Origin of the sequence: Paenibacillus qinlingensis, assembly GCF_013204845.1 — a bacterium.
GTDB lineage: Bacteria > Bacillota > Bacilli > Paenibacillales > NBRC-103111 > Paenibacillus_E > Paenibacillus_E qinlingensis.
Genome location: NZ_JABMKY010000004.1, coordinates 56,799 through 72,618, shown reverse-complemented (window position 1 = coordinate 72,618; position 15,820 = coordinate 56,799). Strand labels below are relative to the sequence as shown.

The following is a 15,820-nucleotide window of genomic DNA, read 5'->3' as shown; positions in this document are numbered from 1 at the left end:
ACTGGAATATATACAGCTATCTGTGAGAAATTTCCTCGAAAATTTGATTTAACTGTAAAACATGTAGTTATAAAAGCCTTTGTTGATCAAATTGGGTAAAATGGTCGAAATTACCTACATATTTTCCATCTATCCTGCATTAGTTTCGAAAATCGCAATATTTAACTACAGAAAATCCATCTATTTATTTGGCACACAGGAGAATTACGAAACTCCCATCCGATAGATTCACTTTAATGACTCAGGAAAACATACTTCTACTTCTCTCCTTTCACCCTAATAGCTCGACTCGCAACCAGCATGCCACACATCAGCAAAATGCAAAAAAAAGCCCACTACAGCACATTCGCTTTAGTGGGCTTGTCTCGTCAATCAAAATCGTAGCGTTCCTCGTTCCAAGGATTTCCGTACATATGGTAACCATTCCGCTCCCAAAATCCTGGCTTATCCTTCGCCATAAACTCAATACCACGCAGCCATTTGGCGCTTTTCCAGAAATAGAGATGCGGAACCACCATACGTACAGGTGCTCCGTGGTCAGGTGTTAGCAGCACGCCATTATGGCGGATGCCTAGAAAAGACGTCTCCAAAAGGAAATCTTCCAGTGGAAGATTTGTCGTCCACCCATGCTCAGCATGCAGCATCACATGCGTTGCTTCTGGCTTCAGCTTCACTTTGCTTATCAGCTCGGACACAGCAATACCTTCCCACACATTGTCCAACTTGGACCATGTAGTCACACAGTGAATGTCATTCTTAAATTCCTTGCGTGGCAGTGCCATAAAATCCTTATACGAAATGGTGAACTCTTCTTCCACCAAGCCGAACAAACGCAAATCCCATTTGCTCATGTCGTTGTAGTAGGGCACGGACCCATAGTGCAGCACAGGCCAGCCTTGTGTCAGCGTTTGCCCAGGAGGAACACGATCGTTCGGATCCTGCGGCAGCTTTTGCCCAAATTGCATGGAAAAACCTCCATCCGTTCTACTTTCATCGAAATCAAACAAACTTAGTCGTTACCGATATAAGAACCGTATTCCGCAGCGCTCAATAAGCCTTCCAAGGCTTCAGGTCCTGAGATTTCTACCTCAACCATCCAGCCTTCACCGAAAGATGCTGTATTTACCAGTTCTGGCGAGCCTTCCAATGTACTGTTCACAGCCGTTACTTTGCCTGATACCGGGCAGAAAATATCCGAAACCGTTTTGACCGACTCCACACTCCCAATACTCTCATTCGCTGTTACAGAAGCGCCCACTTTCGGGAGCTCTACGAATACAATATCACCCAATTGATCTTGTGCAAAATCGGTAATCCCTATGCGAACCACCGTATCCGATAGCTTCTCTACCCACTCGTGCTCTTTGGTGTATAACAAATTGGCTTGTACGTTGCTCATCAGTCCACGCCTCACTTACTTACAAATTTTGCTTTTAGCTTAATCTACTGTGAACATCAAAGTCAAGACGGCTGTCCTAGAAGCTGTGAAAGGAACGGGTATAACCTCCACTGACCATCCAAATCAAAAGTTATTGTTGACAATTCACACCAATTTAGACACATAATAAAGTTAAATAGGCTAATTAAATATTGGCGAATGAGGATACAGGGAGAGACTGCTGAGCACGTTGCAGCGCCGAAGGAGTAAGCCCAGAGCGGTGAATCTCTCAGGCAAAAGGACCTGTATCGGACGCGACTCTGGAGAGCTTCGAACACTCGTTAATCACGGGAAATCGGACACCCAAGGGGAAACTTAACGGTGAGATGCATAGATTCTCCCGTTCTAGGCAACTCTCAGGTATAAAGGACAGGGGCAAAAGGTATGTTTGTGTTGCATACTTTTTGCTCCTATTTGTGTTTTCGAAATATAACCAACGGTAAATAAGTCGAATAAAAGTGAGGTTATTTGCATGCTGAAACGAACACCGCTCTTCCCGATTTACGCAGAATATGGCGCGCGAATCATTGATTTTGGCGGCTGGGAGCTGCCCGTACAATTCACTGGCATTCAAAAAGAGCATGATGCTGTCAGGGGGCAGGCGGGCCTTTTTGATGTGTCGCATATGGGCGAAGTACGCGTTCAAGGCCCGGATGCTTTCGCATTTGTACAACACGTCACGACGAATGATGTGTCCAAACTGGTAGAAGGACAGTGCCAGTACAGCCTCCTATGCTACCCGAGTGGTGGTGTAGTTGATGATCTGCTCGTTTACAAGTTCAGTGACAATGATTACATGCTCGTTATCAATGCCTCTAATATCGAGAAAGACATCGCTTGGCTGCAGCAGCACCTGACAGGTCAGGTCGAGCTGAGCAACATTTCTGATGATACTGCCTTGCTGGCTCTACAAGGTCCTCAGGCAATTACCATTTTAGCGAAATTGACAGACGCACCACTTCAGACTTTAAAGACCTTTCATTTCCTTCCTGATGTAAAAGTTGGAGATGTGAAAGTGCTGCTTTCCCGTACTGGGTATACAGGTGAAGATGGTTTCGAGCTTTATGTCGATCAAAAGGATGCCATCCCCTTATGGCGGAAACTGCTTGAAGCAGGCGAGGAGCATGGACTCCTTCCAACAGGTTTAGGCGCTCGAGATACGCTTCGCTTTGAAGCGCGACTCCCCCTTTACGGACAGGAGCTATCCTCCGAGATTTCGCCGCTTGAGGCGGGGCTTTCCTTTTTTGTAAAGCTGGGTAAAGGTGATTTCATCGGACGTGATGCCCTATTGGAGCAAAAAACAAACGGCATCCCCCGCAAGCTTGTCGGTATTGAAATGCAAGAACGCGGCATTCCGCGTCCTCATTATGCCGTTTACGCTGAAGGTAAACAGATCGGTGAAGTAACAACAGGGACGCAATCTCCAACGTACAAAACGAATGTCGGCTTAGCTCTGATTGATGCCGCGTATAGCACCCTAGGTGCGGAAGTGTTTGTAGAGATTAGAGGCACGCAAGTGAAAGCTTCAGTCGTCTCTACCCCTTTTCACAAAAAGAAATAATCCCCGAATCCGGGTCGGAAGGAGCATCTTCGGTTATGAAACATCGTTATTTGCCTATTACGGAACAGGATCAAAAGGAAATGCTAAAGACCATCGGCATCTCCTCCATGGAAGAGATGTTTAGCGATATCCCGCAGGGGGTGCGGTTTCAGGGTGAACTGCAAGTGGGGAATGCCCTCAGTGAGCAGGGATTACTTCGATATATGCGCGAGTTGGCGGGGCGCAATGCGGATTTCCAGCGCTACGCCAGCTTTCTCGGCGCTGGCATCTACGATCATCACCTTCCGGTGGTGATCAATCATGTCATCTCACGCTCAGAATTCTACACAGCGTACACGCCTTATCAACCAGAAATTAGCCAGGGGGAATTGCAGGCTATTTTTGAGTTTCAGTCGTACATCTGTGAGCTCACCGGCATGGCCGTGGCGAACGCCTCGATGTACGATGGCGCCACAGCGCTGGCCGAAGCTGGCGCACTAGCCAGCGGCGCGACGAAGCGCAGCCGTCTGCTCGTGTCGCGCGCGGTGCACCCGGAAGCGCGCGCCGTGTTGCGCACGTCCGCCCGCGGGCTGAACTTGGACGTCGTCGAGATCGCGGTTACATCCGAAGGTGTAACCGATCTGGACGATCTCGCGTCCAAGCTCGAGAGCGACGCTGCCGCCGTCATCCTCCAATCGCCGAATTTCTTCGGCTGCTTGGAGGATCTCGCGGCTGTGGAGCCGCTCGCGCACGGCGCGGGCGCACTGCTCGTCGTGAGCGCGAATCCGCTCACGCTCGGGCTGCTCGAAGCGCCGGGCAAGCTCGGCGCTGACATCGTCGTCGGCGATTGCCAGCCGCTCGGCATCCCAGCTGCGCTGGGAGGACCGAGCTGCGGCTACTTCGCCGTCGCGGAGAGCTGGATGCGCCGCATGCCGGGGCGCATCGTGGGCCAAACCGTGGACCGCGATGGCAAGCGCGGTTTCGTGCTTACGCTGCAAGCGCGGGAGCAGCATATACGACGTGAGAAAGCCACGTCGAATATCTGCTCCAACCAAGCGCTTCTCGCGCTTTGCGCATCCGTGTACTTGTCCACGATGGGCAAACAAGGCATTCAGGACGTTGGCACGCTTAACGTCCGCAAAGCCCATTACGCGGCGAATCGCCTAACCGCGTCATCCAAGCTGGAGCTGCCCTTCGCAGGCAGCTACTTTAATGAATTTGCCGTCAAGCTGCCGGACGGCACGAATATCGAGGAGCTGAATCGCCAGCTCCTCCAGCGCAATATGATCGGCGGCTACGATCTCGGCCGCGACTATCCAGAGCTAGCCGGCCATATGTTAATCGCCGTCACCGAGCAACGAACACGCGAAGACATTGATGCCTTCGCAGCCGCATTGGAGGAACTCGTATGAACAACGAAAAAGCACTTATTTTCGAAATGAGCCATCCTGGACGCGTCGCCTATTCCTTACCCGAATCGGATGTTCCCGACATGAACATCGATGAACTTCTTCCTGCCAAATTTCGCCGGCAGCTAGAACCTGACCTGCCCGAAGTATATGAAGTCGATGTCATCCGCCACTACACGGCGCTTTCTCGTCGCAACTTCGGTGTGGATAATGGTTTCTATCCGTTAGGCTCATGTACGATGAAATATAATCCCAAAATCAACGAAGACGTCGCCCGCTTCCCCGGCTTCGCCCATATTCACCCGTATCAGCCAGAGGAATCGATACAAGGTGCCATGGAGCTGCTGTACAATCTCCAGCATGATCTCGAAGCGATCACGGGAATGGATCGCGTAACCTTGCAGCCTGCGGCTGGGGCTCATGGTGAATGGACGGGACTCATGATGATCCGCTCTTATCACGAAAGCCGCGGCGAGCATCGTACCAAGGTTATCTGTCCGGATTCCGCGCATGGCACGAATCCAGCCAGTGCAACAGTTGCTGGATTCCAAACGGTGACGATTAAATCTGATGAGCGCGGCCTCGTGAATCTCGACGAGTTGCGCCGTGCCGTCGGTTCCGATACAGCCGCTCTCATGTTGACGAACCCGAACACCCTCGGTTTGTTCGAAGAACAAATCGTCGAGATCGCCGAAATCGTGCATGCCGCAGGCGGACTGCTCTACTATGATGGCGCGAACGCGAATGCCATTATGGGCATCACGCGACCAGGGGACATGGGCTTCGATGTCGTCCATCTCAACCTGCACAAAACCATGAGCACACCGCACGGTGGCGGCGGCCCTGGCGCTGGCCCTGTCGGCGTCAAAGAGCGGCTAATTCCCTTTTTGCCAACACCACTTGTCGCCAAACGGGAGGATAACAGCTTCTATTTCGACTACAACTATCCACAGTCCATCGGTCGCGTCAAAGGCTACTACGGCAACTTCGGCATCCTCGTGCGTGCCTATACCTACATTCGTACGCTCGGTCCGGAAGGCTTGCGCAAAGTATCCGAATACGCTGTGTTGAACGCCAACTATATGCTAGCTCGGTTAACGCCGTATTTCGATGTTCCGCATCCCCGCTTCTGCAAGCACGAATTCGTGCTATCTGGGAATCGCCAGAAGAAGCTGGGCGTACGTACACTCGATATTGCCAAAAGACTGCTCGACTTCGGCTACCACCCGCCAACGATCTACTTCCCGCTCAGCGTGGAAGAATGTATTATGATCGAGCCAACGGAAACAGAAAGCAAGCAAACCTTGGATAGCTTCATCGATACGATGATCGCCATCGCCAAAGAAGCAGAAGAGACGCCAGAGTTGGTTAAAAATGCCCCTTACACGACGGTCGTCAGTCGGATGGATGAGGCATTGGCCGCTCGGAAGCCAGTTCTGAACTGTACGTGCGGGTAATCACAAACCACATACATCTGAATCACGTAATGCGTGAAAAGGCTGATTCCAGAAGTAGATAGCTACTTTTGGAATCAGCCTTTTTATGTCCGTCGGGCTATTTGCACTCATTTGCAATCATTAGTCCGAAATAATCGAACTAAATGGCATCCAGTCCCACCCGATGATCGATTAGTTCGATTTTACCGAACTATTTCACCAATTTCCGAGGTGACCGCCGGTATCGGGCATTTTAAGTAGGCCAAATCGGACTACTGCTGCTAATCTCTTCCAAATCTCCTATTTAAGCAGGAAAATTCGAACTAATCGACTTCCACAATCTCACAACAACTGTCGTCAGTAGGTTGGATGAGAGATTGTCCACAGTCGGTTGGATGTAGGGTTAGTCTCTCTTACACCGACAGCTTCTCCACCAGCTCATGCGAAGCCAGCACCCGATCCCCCCGAATGCCGCAAGCATTCGGATTATCCAGTGAATCCAAGAAATGCTGGACGACACCAGCGAATCCTCTACGCTCCAGCACCGTGTCCCAGCTGCCGAAGGTGCGCAGGCGCGGAGCGGCATTCCTATCATAAAAGACCGCTGACTCCAAATTCGTCACCTCGACAGATCTTCCGCTGCCATGCAGCTCCACCTTTTCCAAATCAACGCCAGCGAGTCTAACCATACTATAGGAACCTGTCGCCGAACCAAAACCTAGCGTGCCAGAGGCATGCAGCAGCTTGCCGCTATCATCTATTTGTTGATGGGAGGCCCTCACTTCGTAGGAGCTTTCTCCTAACCAAAGTAACGTGTCCAGCATGTGGATCAGATCATCATACAACGTTTCTTTGGCGCTATGTCCTTGCAGCTTGGTACGATGTTTGACGGCTGAAGCCACATCAAATCCGCCCGCTTCCTGTAACCATGCCTTGGCCTCCATGTAAAGAGGAGCATAGCGACGGTTAAAACCCGCAGCTAGCAGCACACCTTTGCGCTCCGCATAGGAAGCCATCTCCACCGATTCTGCCCAAGTATACGAAAGCGGTTTATCTACATATACGGCAACGCCATGCAACATACATTTCATAGCAATATCATAATGCGTTGACGTCGGACTATGTACGAAAACAGCATCCAACCCAAGCGCTAATAATTCATCCAATTGTGTCGTTCCGAAAGGTACTCTATACTTTATTTTCATACGTTCAACGGTCGCAGCCGTAGAGCTCATAATGCCAACAAGGTCCACCCGTTCATTGACGGAAAGCAGCGGTAAGTATACTTTTTGCGCAATATCGCCTAGGCCGATGAGGCCAATCCTTTTTTTGGACATGCTAAACGCCACTCCTTATCTCTGTTCGTAATACATAACGTCCTACCCACAAGCCAAGTATGAGCAAGATAGCGCCAACTATCGTGGATACGCCATACACCTGCACCCACTCAGGTTGATCCACAATTAGTGCGTAAATCTTCCCGCCTGCAACAGGTCCCAAGAAAGCCGCAAAGCCTGTAATCGCCGAGTAGGTGGCAATATACATCGGACGCTCACTCTTTGGCGTATCCCCAATTGTAAAAGCAAAAACCATTTGATTGAAGCCTCCCAAGCCAATGCCGAGCACGATATGAACCAAGAACAGCACGACAACAGCTGGAATGAAGGCGATAGCTCCCCATAGTAAACAAGCTAACGCAATGATCGGTAACGACCATAATAGCAAAGTTTGCGCCGAGAATCGAGCATTCAAATTTCCCCAAACATAATAGCTAGCCATCATGACTAAGGTATGTACCACTGTAATATAGGAAACAGTTCCATAGGAAATGTTCATCAACTTCAGCATGACGTAGGAGAAAAGAGGCACGGTCAATCCTTGTACGAAGAGGAAGGCAGCTAGAAAAATAATCGCTTTAAGAAATGCACGATCCATTAATGGCTTCTGGAGCATACCCACTGGGTTGGATGCTGTTGAAGGCTCGAAAGGCGGATTCGGGTATAAAAAGTAAGCAATTACGTTAAGAACCACACAGACACTTACGATCATGAAAATGTAATTGAAACCCGTCTCTCCTGGATACTTATCGAGAATCTGACCGCCCACGAATAGCGCCAGCGAGCTCACGCCACCCAGAATCGTATTGCGTAGTCCAAAATAACGTCCACGTATCGGTCCAGGTACCGCATCACTAATCAGTGAGGTCCACACAATTCCCCCAGCCGCATTCCCTAGATGCGCAGCAGTGTACAGAATCATATAAGTGACCACCCAATACTCTTGCGGTAAGACAAAAGGAATTAAACCTACACAAGCCCATAATACACGATGGGTAGATCCAAAAATAATCAACATGCGCTTCCGATTTCGGAATTTCTGCATGACGACCGCCATCGCAATTTGCACGATATTCACGACTGTCGTGATCGCTAGAATAAGTCCTATCTCGGTGGAGCTTGCGCCCAAGTAAATCAAGTAACCGGTTAGGAACGGTCCGCCAAGCAGTTGAAAAATAATAACAGCAGGAAAGCCCTCAAATGTCGCGACGAGCAAACTTTTACGGTAGGTGGACATTTTTTTCTTCGGTTTGCGCGCGTTTGGATCAAATAGTTTCATAGGCATAAAACTCCTTTTGTCTGTCTAGCAAGGTTGCAGGATCTAATAGTTTACAACCTATGGGTTGCATATGTTAAAATAGGAGAGACTACCTAATCTATCATGTCAGGCGGGATCATCGTAAACTTATGAAACCTAAATATTGGGGTTTGCTGGCAACATTGTTGCTCTTTTTGATTTTCATTGTACTCTCTATGAAATTTGAGTCAACTACTTATTTGTATATCGCTAGTGTTTGCCCGATTCTTGTCGTGCCTTTTTTACCTGATATCCGCGTGAATCAATATATTAAGCCCAAAGGGAATGGCGCTGTACGCCTTATTTCGATGGAAAACAAGGACGGCGGAGATACTGATTTTCTCGTGATTCTTTTTGAACCAGGTTATGTCAAATGGAATGGCGGCAAGCTTTTCTTCAATTTGGCAGATAACATGAAAGATGTGTATGTCAAGCCAGATCCATTTGCGGCAACGCTTACCGTACTCAAATACGATCTGTTCAAGCATCGTCGCAAGAAACACTGGATCGGCATTTCCTTATCCCAGCTCGAGCAGCGCACTGAACAGCTCTCTTATACAACCAATGAAGTAAATCGCCTAATTATTCGTACTTCGGATATTGAAGAATTGCTGCAAACCAACTTTAAACAAGCCGCCTCAGTGGGCCAACAGGTTGGGGCCTAATAGCCGCATAATATAAAAATCACCCAACGCTTGAGATCTCTGCCTACACATAACAAGTAGGTCAGAGAGGTTTCAAGCGTGGGTGATTTTTTTTGAAAAGATTAAGTGAGGAGCTCCCCGCACAAATACGCCGCTAACGTACGAACCATAACACCGGTTGCCCCTTTGGGCTCGATGCCTTTGGCCGACCATAGCCAAGCTGTGCCACCGGTATCCAGATGGATCCACGGCGTTTCTTCCGCGAAGTATCCAATGAACAGCCCCGCTGTAATTGCGCCTGCCCAACGGTCAGAGGAGGTCGCGTTTTTGATATCCGCTACGTCACTTTTCAACATCGCACGGTATTCTGGATAGTTCGGAAGCTGCCATACTTTCTCACCAGCAGCCCCTGCTGCTTGCAGAAATGGCTTTATGAATTCATCGTCATTCGTAACAGCCCCTGTTGCGATATCAGCAAACGAGATCAAAATTGCGCCCGTTAATGTCGCTACGTCGATCAGGCGGTTCGCCCCTTGCGCTTTCGCGTAGGTGATTCCCTCTGCCAAAATAATACGACCCTCCGCGTCGGTATTCAGCACCTCCACGGAATGCCCGCTGAGCATCGTGACGATGTCACCAGGACGGTATGCCGTACCTGACGTCATATTCTCCGCTGCGGGAATAACCACAACCAGATTCACCTTCGGCTTCAATTGACCGACGACGTGCAGAGCACCGAGCAGAGTGGCGGCTCCGCCCATATCACTGATCATTTCTTCCATGCCGTCGGGCTTTTTCATCGAGATACCGCCGGTATCGAAGGTCACGCCCTTGCCGACGAGGCCCAGCACGTCGGCATTGCCCGGATCACCCGTGTAACGCAGGGTGATCATGCGGGGCGGGTGGACGCTGCCCGCGCCCACCGCCGTGAGGCCGCCCATCCCGCGGGCGGCGATTTCGTGCTCATCCAGCACTTCTATGGCGAAGCCATAGTGCTGGGCGAGTTTGATGGATTCCTCTGCGAGGGAAGCCGGCACAAGCTTGTTGCCCGGGAGGTTCGTGAGATCCCGGGCATAGTTCGTGCCCTCCGCAACCGCCTCAGCGGCTGCGATCGCTTGCTTCAGAAGCGCTGCATCCGCAGCCGCTTCTGTGAGCAACACCGCCTGGCGCAGCTCTGCGCGCGCAGGCTCGTTCTTGCGGTACGCCGCGATGCGGTACGTACCGAGGAGCAGCCCTTCGGTCAGCGCCGAGGCGGCTGACCGGGTGTCGAACCCGCTTGGCAGCTTCAGCGCCAAGCGTTCGAACTGCAGCGCGAGCATCTTGCGCGCTGCAAAGACCGCGGCTGCGCGCAGCGTATCGCGCGTGATTGCGGGGCCGAGCCCCGCAATCAGCACGTACGCGTACGGCAGCAGCCCGTGGGTCGGCAGCGCCTCGAGCTCGCCTGAGGCGCCCGTGAATAGGCCCTTTGCGCGCAAGCGCTCAAGGGCCTGGTCGAGCTGCGGCTGGCCGAGGACGCCGTCCTGGCGCAGCTCCGCTTCCGTGAGGCAGACGAGAATCGCGTCTGCCCCTATTGTGTTATCTAGCAACGAGGTGTAAACCTCTGTTGTAACATTCGTTATTTTTGTAAACATAGGAAATGATCCCTACCCTCGTCCGTATTTCAATTCTTACTTGTGGTCTTCCCACTATTCGTCACTCAAGGCGATACCTATTTCCTGTATTGCTTCCCTGTCTTGCTTCCCTCTCCGATTGCCCCACCAACTAACTGGAAAAACTCCAGTTAATTTCTTCCCTTCACGCCGAAAATTCCATTTAACTGGAAAACCTCCAGTTATTCTCCGCCTATCTGCTGATTCCAAGCCAATCTAGCCATATTAACTACATAAAATCCATCTATTCCTCTAAACCTCTGTTTTTAGTCAAAATTAGATGTATTTTTTCCAGTTATTCGTCTAAACTGACCAACTAACTGGACCCGCCTGTCCGTGCACGAACCCATCATACAGTAACGGTCCCTACTTTTTTGGCAGCCTCTCCCCTAATAAAACGAAGCAGCCTTCTGCACCACCGACGACATCGGAAGTTGGTACGGACACTTCGCTTCACATAGTGGGACCACTTTACAAGGATCATGGTCTGCACAGCTTGTTATTTTTTCCTGATGCCGCTTGAAAAATCCATCCCCCTTCGGCAACAAGCCGAATTTCTCCCTGAACTTACTCGCGATCATCACGTCAGGGATCGGTATTTCCAAAGGACAAGAGCAATAATTACACCGTCTGCAATCGTGCTCACCTAATTCAAGTGCAAGCTGTTCTAGCTCACGGCGCTCCTCTGGGCCTACTTCCCTTTGTTGCGCGTCCAAATTCTCTTGTACTTCCTTAACGCTGACCATCCCAGAAATCGTCACATGCACATCTTGGCTATACGGATAGCGGATTGCCCGATCCACGGGTTGAATGAATCCACCTGACAAGGGTTTCATCGCTACCCGCATCAAGTCCATCTCTGCCGCTTTGGGAATTAGCTCATCCAAGGCGAAAGGCTGTGCCAAGTTAAGATGAAATAATATTTGCGAGAATTGCTCATTCGCGATCCATTTAACAAGTAGATCTGGACGATGTCCCGAAATGCCGATAAAACGCACTTTACCCTCTCGCTGAGCTTCTAACGCAGCCTCGTAGGCTCCACCGACTTCCATCGCTTTCTTGTATTCCGTTACATTATTCACATAGTGAATTTGTAATAAATCAACATGATCGGTCTTCATGCGTACCAAGCTTCGCTCAATTTCCGCTTTCGCAGTAGCGTAATCGCGTGCCCCCGTTTTCGTTGCCAGGAAATATTCCTGTCTTCGATGCGAGATACACTCTCCGATAATTTCTTCACTATTCCTATAAGCTGCCGCAGTATCTATGTAATTAATGCCATGATCCAAAGCATAATTAAGCGCTTCTCTCGCTTGTTCCAAGGGTACGCTAGGCAAATTCATGGCGCCAAACCCTAATGACGACACTTTATAACCTGACTTCCCAAATGTTGAATATTTCAAGCCCTATTCCCCCTCAGGTTTGCTGGTTCACTACCAGATTAACTTGCTCTTCTTCCTCATGCTCTCCCGCAAGAGCTTTCCTTCTTCACTTCAATATTGTAATACAAGTCAGTTCTACTTTCCATGCTGTTCACTAGGTTGCTTACATGCAAAAACACCTGAGACAAATGCCTCAGGTGCTCTTTCTTTAACGTCTTCCCTCATTTTGATTACCATTGTCGTCCCGGTCATTGTTTCCCCAGTCCCAATTAATACCTGGGAATTTTGGGTTTATCGTGGGTTTACTTGAACTTGTTGGTTTCACTGTAGGCTTCGCAGTTACCTTAGGTGTCGATGTTGCCTTTGGTGTTGATGTTGCTTTTGGTGTTGGCGTTGCCTGTGGTGTAGCTGTAGGTTTCTTCGTTACCGTTGGTTTCTTCCCATCGTCGTCATCATCCTTGCGACCCGGCTTTGGGGTTGGTTTGTGATCATCTTTATTATCGTTATTGTTCTTATCGTTTCCGTTGTTCTTGTCATTACCGTTGTTCTTACCATTGTTATTATTATCGTTGTTATTATTTCTACCGTTATTGTCATTCTTGTCTCTATCATTCTTCGATGTTGGTGTCGGCGTCGGTTTCTTAGTCACTTTGCCTGGGGTATTACTCCCTGCGTTGTTACCCTTGCCGTTGTTATTTTTACTGTCTTTATCATCTTTATTAGGTGAATTACCTGCACCGGATTTGGCAACGGAAGTTTGCCCTGCTCGTTCACTGAGCTTTCCTGACTTCTCATCAGCAAGTAATCTTTGCAAAGAAGACTTATCAATCGGCTTATCCGGTTTAACAAATGTTTGAATACCACCGTTGTCCTTCGCAAGTTGATGAATGGAAGTCGTTTTGATGTCATCCAGCGATACTTTCGCACCATTATCAATGGCATTGAGATAGATCGCATATTTACCTGCGGATACACCACTTGCTTTCGCTTCCTGCCTTACTTCTTGTGGCGCAGCGAAGGCTTGCACTTCATAATTCTTTACTTGATCTGGATGACTGTCTTCGATATGTTTATTGACCTGAGCTTTCAGCTTCGTCGCAATGGCTTCGTCGCTGACCGTTGTTTTGGCTCCTACAACCGTTGAGGAAATGATAATATCTCCTTCGCCTTTGGCCAATGCCCCTTGTTCGGCTTTATCGAGAATATCAGACGTTACAACCTCTAAGGATTTACCTTCAAAAACTAAAGCTTGAATTAAATCCTCACCGTCGGTATTCAGTCCATGCAGGTCACGAACAATCTCATTATTATCGATACCAATCTCAACACTTGGATTAATATCAATCGTTACGTACGCAACAACGCTATTGCCTGGCACGCCGCCAGACAAGGTTGAGACCAGAACGAAACATACAACAATCGCAGCAGCTAATGCTGAAACGACCGCCATTTGCGGTACTTGTAACCGACGCTTCACGGGTGAGTAGAGAATCTCTTCACCTAACTCACAGCTGCGCGTCCCCCTTGGTAACTTATCAAAACGCCCCTCTGAATTCATTACAATAATGGAGCCCTCGCTTAATTCCATTACGATCCCCTTGTTCATGCGCTGTTCTTCCTTTCATTCAACTTTCTTCATCACGAATATGTAAGTAATCCCGTAAATATGGATATGGACCGTTAAAAATAAGTGCAATGGCAATGATGTACTTACGATTTCGTTCCAAGGTCTTTCTAGATACTTGAACTTGCTCGAGCAGCTCTTTAATTGGCAGCTGTCGTTTCGTCAACAGAGTGCGCATAAGCTCTGAATCCTGTGCAAGTGTGCGGCCGATACCGAACAGCATCTGCCTTGAGTCGTCATGCTTGGGGGAGGCATCCGTTAATTCCGAGAAATTAATGTCAAAATCACTTAAGCAGCGATTAAAATCAATAATTTCACTTCGCCTTTCTTCTAAACCCTTCTGCTTCTCATAGGCTTCGATGGCTTGATGAACCTCAATTGGATTCATTAAGTTATCTTCATCATCTTCTTGATCAAACGAGCTATAAGGGATTTGCCCTTTGAAGCGTTGCTCTTTACGAATAAAATCAATGAGCCTTCGCCTAATAACTGTCTCTGCGAAACCAAGAAATGATCTTCCCATAACCGAAGAGTATTGATTAATAGCTTCATTAAAAGCTGCTAAGGCAATGCTAAATTCATCATCTCTTGCTGGATCAATGAATCTCTTGCAAAACCTGCTCGTTACTTTCGCAATATAGGGCTGATAATCTGCAATAAATTGATTCCTTAGTCGTAGGTCTCCCTCTTGAATCTGATGTATAGTTACCTCGAGTGAAGAGGCTTGCGGTTCATTTTTTCCATGGGACTCATTCTTTCCCAGAAACTTTTTGAATAGTACCAGTAGCACCTTTCCACCTCACAGTATAGTAGTTTCGTCCTTATATATAACAATTCGGGGGGTACGTAGGATGAAATATATAAATAATTTGCTGATTCATTATAACATAGATCTCTAAATGAGCACCTACTGGCAAATAAACCCTTGATTACGGTTTCAATTGCTTTATCTATCCTTTATAATATTAAGAAAACCTCTATCACGATGCCCTCTCAGATGAGCAATGTTGAATAGAGGTGGTACGACAGGGGAGGTGTCTCATATGGAAGCAAGCAATAACTTCGGTAAATTTCTTGAAACGTTACGAGGCAAAGCTTCATTGCGTAAAGCAGCTAATAAGAGCGGCCTATCTCATGCATATATTAGAGATTTGGAACTGGGTCGTAATCGAACGACCAATGATGTCATTAAACCTTCTCCTGAAACCTTGAGAAAGTTGGCACAAGCTTATCAATACCCGTATACGGATTTACTTAAAAAGGCAGGATATTTAGAGGAAACTTCCACATGGTCGAAGCCAGGGCAAGCCAATCTGGATACAATCTGGTATGTTGAATTCGGTATCCAATCGATTATCTACTACTCAGAGGACGGCATGCGGGAAGAACAAGTCGAATCTCTCGTGGCCTTCACGCATTTTATTGAAACATTAACAGAGCATCATTTTGTGAAAATGGATATGCATCTTTTCGTAAATCTAAACAAAATAAAAAAGTATGCCTCATCAGAAGGCAAACTTTATTTTGATACATATGAAAATGCACCCTTCATCATTGCCGCAGCAATACCACAGAAGAAGTATCATCAAACTATTCTTGATTATGTTGCATTTAATAATGGACACGCTTTGGATCCAATGGGTAATCCCTGTCCCTCATCGTTGAAAGCCAAGTTCTTTACTTAGCATAACATAGATGAAGAGAATCGTTGCCATACTCAATAGCTGAATAGGCATCACGACACTGAATACATTATCACTTAGAGAATGACGGTAGATCATGCCAATAATAACAACGATCATGTATAAATAAGCCCCGACATTTTCTCGATTGAACGGGATTCTCGTATAATGCGAAAGAAAGGTAAATCCTAATCTCCGCTTATGTAACGTCATCAGAAATGCGATTACCCCCAGCAAAATAAAGAATCGCGTCACACAAAAAAGGGTAAGATCATTTTTAAACACGTTATAAACTTCGTCTTGGGTTAAACTGATGCAAACTATGACTGTCGTAGATATGAGAACTGGCATAATGTATCCCGAAAGTGCTATAAGTAAAGCA

At 48.1% G+C, this 15,820-nt stretch carries 14 protein-coding genes and 1 riboswitch; of the genes, 5 read left to right on the top strand and 9 right to left on the bottom strand.

Annotated elements, in window-relative coordinates:
• Positions 1 to 368: 368 nt before the first annotated feature.
• Both HQN88_RS10005 and gcvH read right to left on the bottom strand, forming a co-directional pair.
• Positions 369 to 965 carry a sulfite oxidase-like oxidoreductase gene (locus HQN88_RS10005; protein WP_173110625.1) on the bottom strand — a complete coding sequence of 199 codons (597 nt, stop codon included), beginning with the start codon at positions 963 to 965 and terminating at the stop codon, positions 369 to 371.
• Positions 966 to 1,009: 44 nt separating this feature from the next.
• Positions 1,010 to 1,399, bottom strand: coding sequence for a glycine cleavage system protein GcvH (gcvH, locus tag HQN88_RS10000; RefSeq protein WP_173110623.1), 390 nt, complete (start codon positions 1,397 to 1,399; stop codon positions 1,010 to 1,012).
• A 198-nt stretch (positions 1,400 to 1,597) separates the two neighbouring features.
• A riboswitch (glycine riboswitch) is annotated at positions 1,598 to 1,693 on the top strand.
• 211 nt (positions 1,694 to 1,904) lie between these two features.
• Here gcvH and gcvT point away from each other — a divergent pair.
• Genes gcvT through gcvPB form a run of 3 tightly spaced genes read left to right on the top strand, consistent with a single transcriptional unit; the run spans position 1,905 to position 5,844 of the window.
• Positions 1,905 to 2,999 (top strand): glycine cleavage system aminomethyltransferase GcvT, encoded by a 1,095-nt coding sequence (gene gcvT / locus HQN88_RS09995; RefSeq protein WP_173111552.1) that lies wholly within the window; start codon positions 1,905 to 1,907, stop codon positions 2,997 to 2,999.
• Between the two features lie 35 nt (positions 3,000 to 3,034).
• Positions 3,035 to 4,390, top strand: a complete 1,356-nt coding sequence (gene gcvPA / locus HQN88_RS09990; protein ID WP_173110621.1) for an aminomethyl-transferring glycine dehydrogenase subunit GcvPA — start codon at positions 3,035 to 3,037, stop codon at positions 4,388 to 4,390.
• Complete coding sequence (gene gcvPB, locus HQN88_RS09985; protein WP_173110618.1) at positions 4,387 to 5,844, top strand: aminomethyl-transferring glycine dehydrogenase subunit GcvPB; 1,458 nt, start codon at positions 4,387 to 4,389, stop codon at positions 5,842 to 5,844. The genes gcvPA and gcvPB overlap by 4 nt, the downstream gene beginning before the upstream one ends.
• A 392-nt stretch (positions 5,845 to 6,236) precedes the next feature.
• On the opposite strand, the gene HQN88_RS09980 is transcribed toward gcvPB, so the two are convergent.
• Positions 6,237 to 7,160 carry a Gfo/Idh/MocA family protein gene (locus HQN88_RS09980; protein ID WP_173110616.1) on the bottom strand — a complete coding sequence of 308 codons (924 nt, stop codon included), beginning with the start codon at positions 7,158 to 7,160 and terminating at the stop codon, positions 6,237 to 6,239.
• Between the two features lies 1 nt (position 7,161).
• Complete coding sequence (locus tag HQN88_RS09975) at positions 7,162 to 8,439, bottom strand: MFS transporter (protein WP_173110614.1); 1,278 nt, start codon at positions 8,437 to 8,439, stop codon at positions 7,162 to 7,164.
• Positions 8,440 to 8,567: 128 nt separating this feature from the next.
• Here HQN88_RS09975 and HQN88_RS09970 point away from each other — a divergent pair, with 128 nt between their 5' ends.
• The gene (locus HQN88_RS09970) at positions 8,568 to 9,122 is read left to right on the top strand and encodes a hypothetical protein (RefSeq protein WP_173110612.1); all 555 of its coding nucleotides are present in this window, start codon (positions 8,568 to 8,570) and stop codon (positions 9,120 to 9,122) included.
• A gap of 101 nt (positions 9,123 to 9,223) precedes the next feature.
• Here the strand turns inward: HQN88_RS09970 and HQN88_RS09965 are convergent, their stop codons facing one another.
• From HQN88_RS09965 to sigI, 4 genes are all read right to left on the bottom strand, one after another.
• Entirely contained in the window at positions 9,224 to 10,732 is a 1,509-nt protein-coding gene (locus tag HQN88_RS09965; protein ID WP_173110610.1) for a leucyl aminopeptidase, read from the bottom strand.
• A gap of 407 nt (positions 10,733 to 11,139) precedes the next feature.
• Entirely contained in the window at positions 11,140 to 12,153 is a 1,014-nt protein-coding gene (locus HQN88_RS09960; protein WP_173110607.1) for an aldo/keto reductase, read from the bottom strand.
• Positions 12,154 to 12,340: 187 nt separating this feature from the next.
• Positions 12,341 to 13,738 carry an anti-sigma-I factor RsgI family protein gene (locus tag HQN88_RS09955; RefSeq protein WP_173110605.1) on the bottom strand — a complete coding sequence of 466 codons (1,398 nt, stop codon included), beginning with the start codon at positions 13,736 to 13,738 and terminating at the stop codon, positions 12,341 to 12,343.
• A gap of 19 nt (positions 13,739 to 13,757) precedes the next feature.
• Entirely contained in the window at positions 13,758 to 14,546 is a 789-nt protein-coding gene (sigI, locus tag HQN88_RS09950) for an RNA polymerase sigma factor SigI (protein WP_173110603.1), read from the bottom strand.
• A gap of 253 nt (positions 14,547 to 14,799) precedes the next feature.
• On the opposite strand from sigI, the gene HQN88_RS09945 reads away from it, so the two are divergent.
• Positions 14,800 to 15,441: a helix-turn-helix domain-containing protein gene (locus HQN88_RS09945; protein WP_173110600.1), complete on the top strand. Its 642-nt coding sequence runs from the start codon at positions 14,800 to 14,802 to the stop codon at positions 15,439 to 15,441.
• On the opposite strand, the gene HQN88_RS09940 is transcribed toward HQN88_RS09945, so the two are convergent.
• Positions 15,412 to 15,651 carry a hypothetical protein gene (locus HQN88_RS09940; protein ID WP_173110598.1) on the bottom strand — a complete coding sequence of 80 codons (240 nt, stop codon included), beginning with the start codon at positions 15,649 to 15,651 and terminating at the stop codon, positions 15,412 to 15,414. The genes HQN88_RS09945 and HQN88_RS09940 overlap by 30 nt on opposite strands.
• Positions 15,652 to 15,820 lie beyond the last annotated feature (169 nt).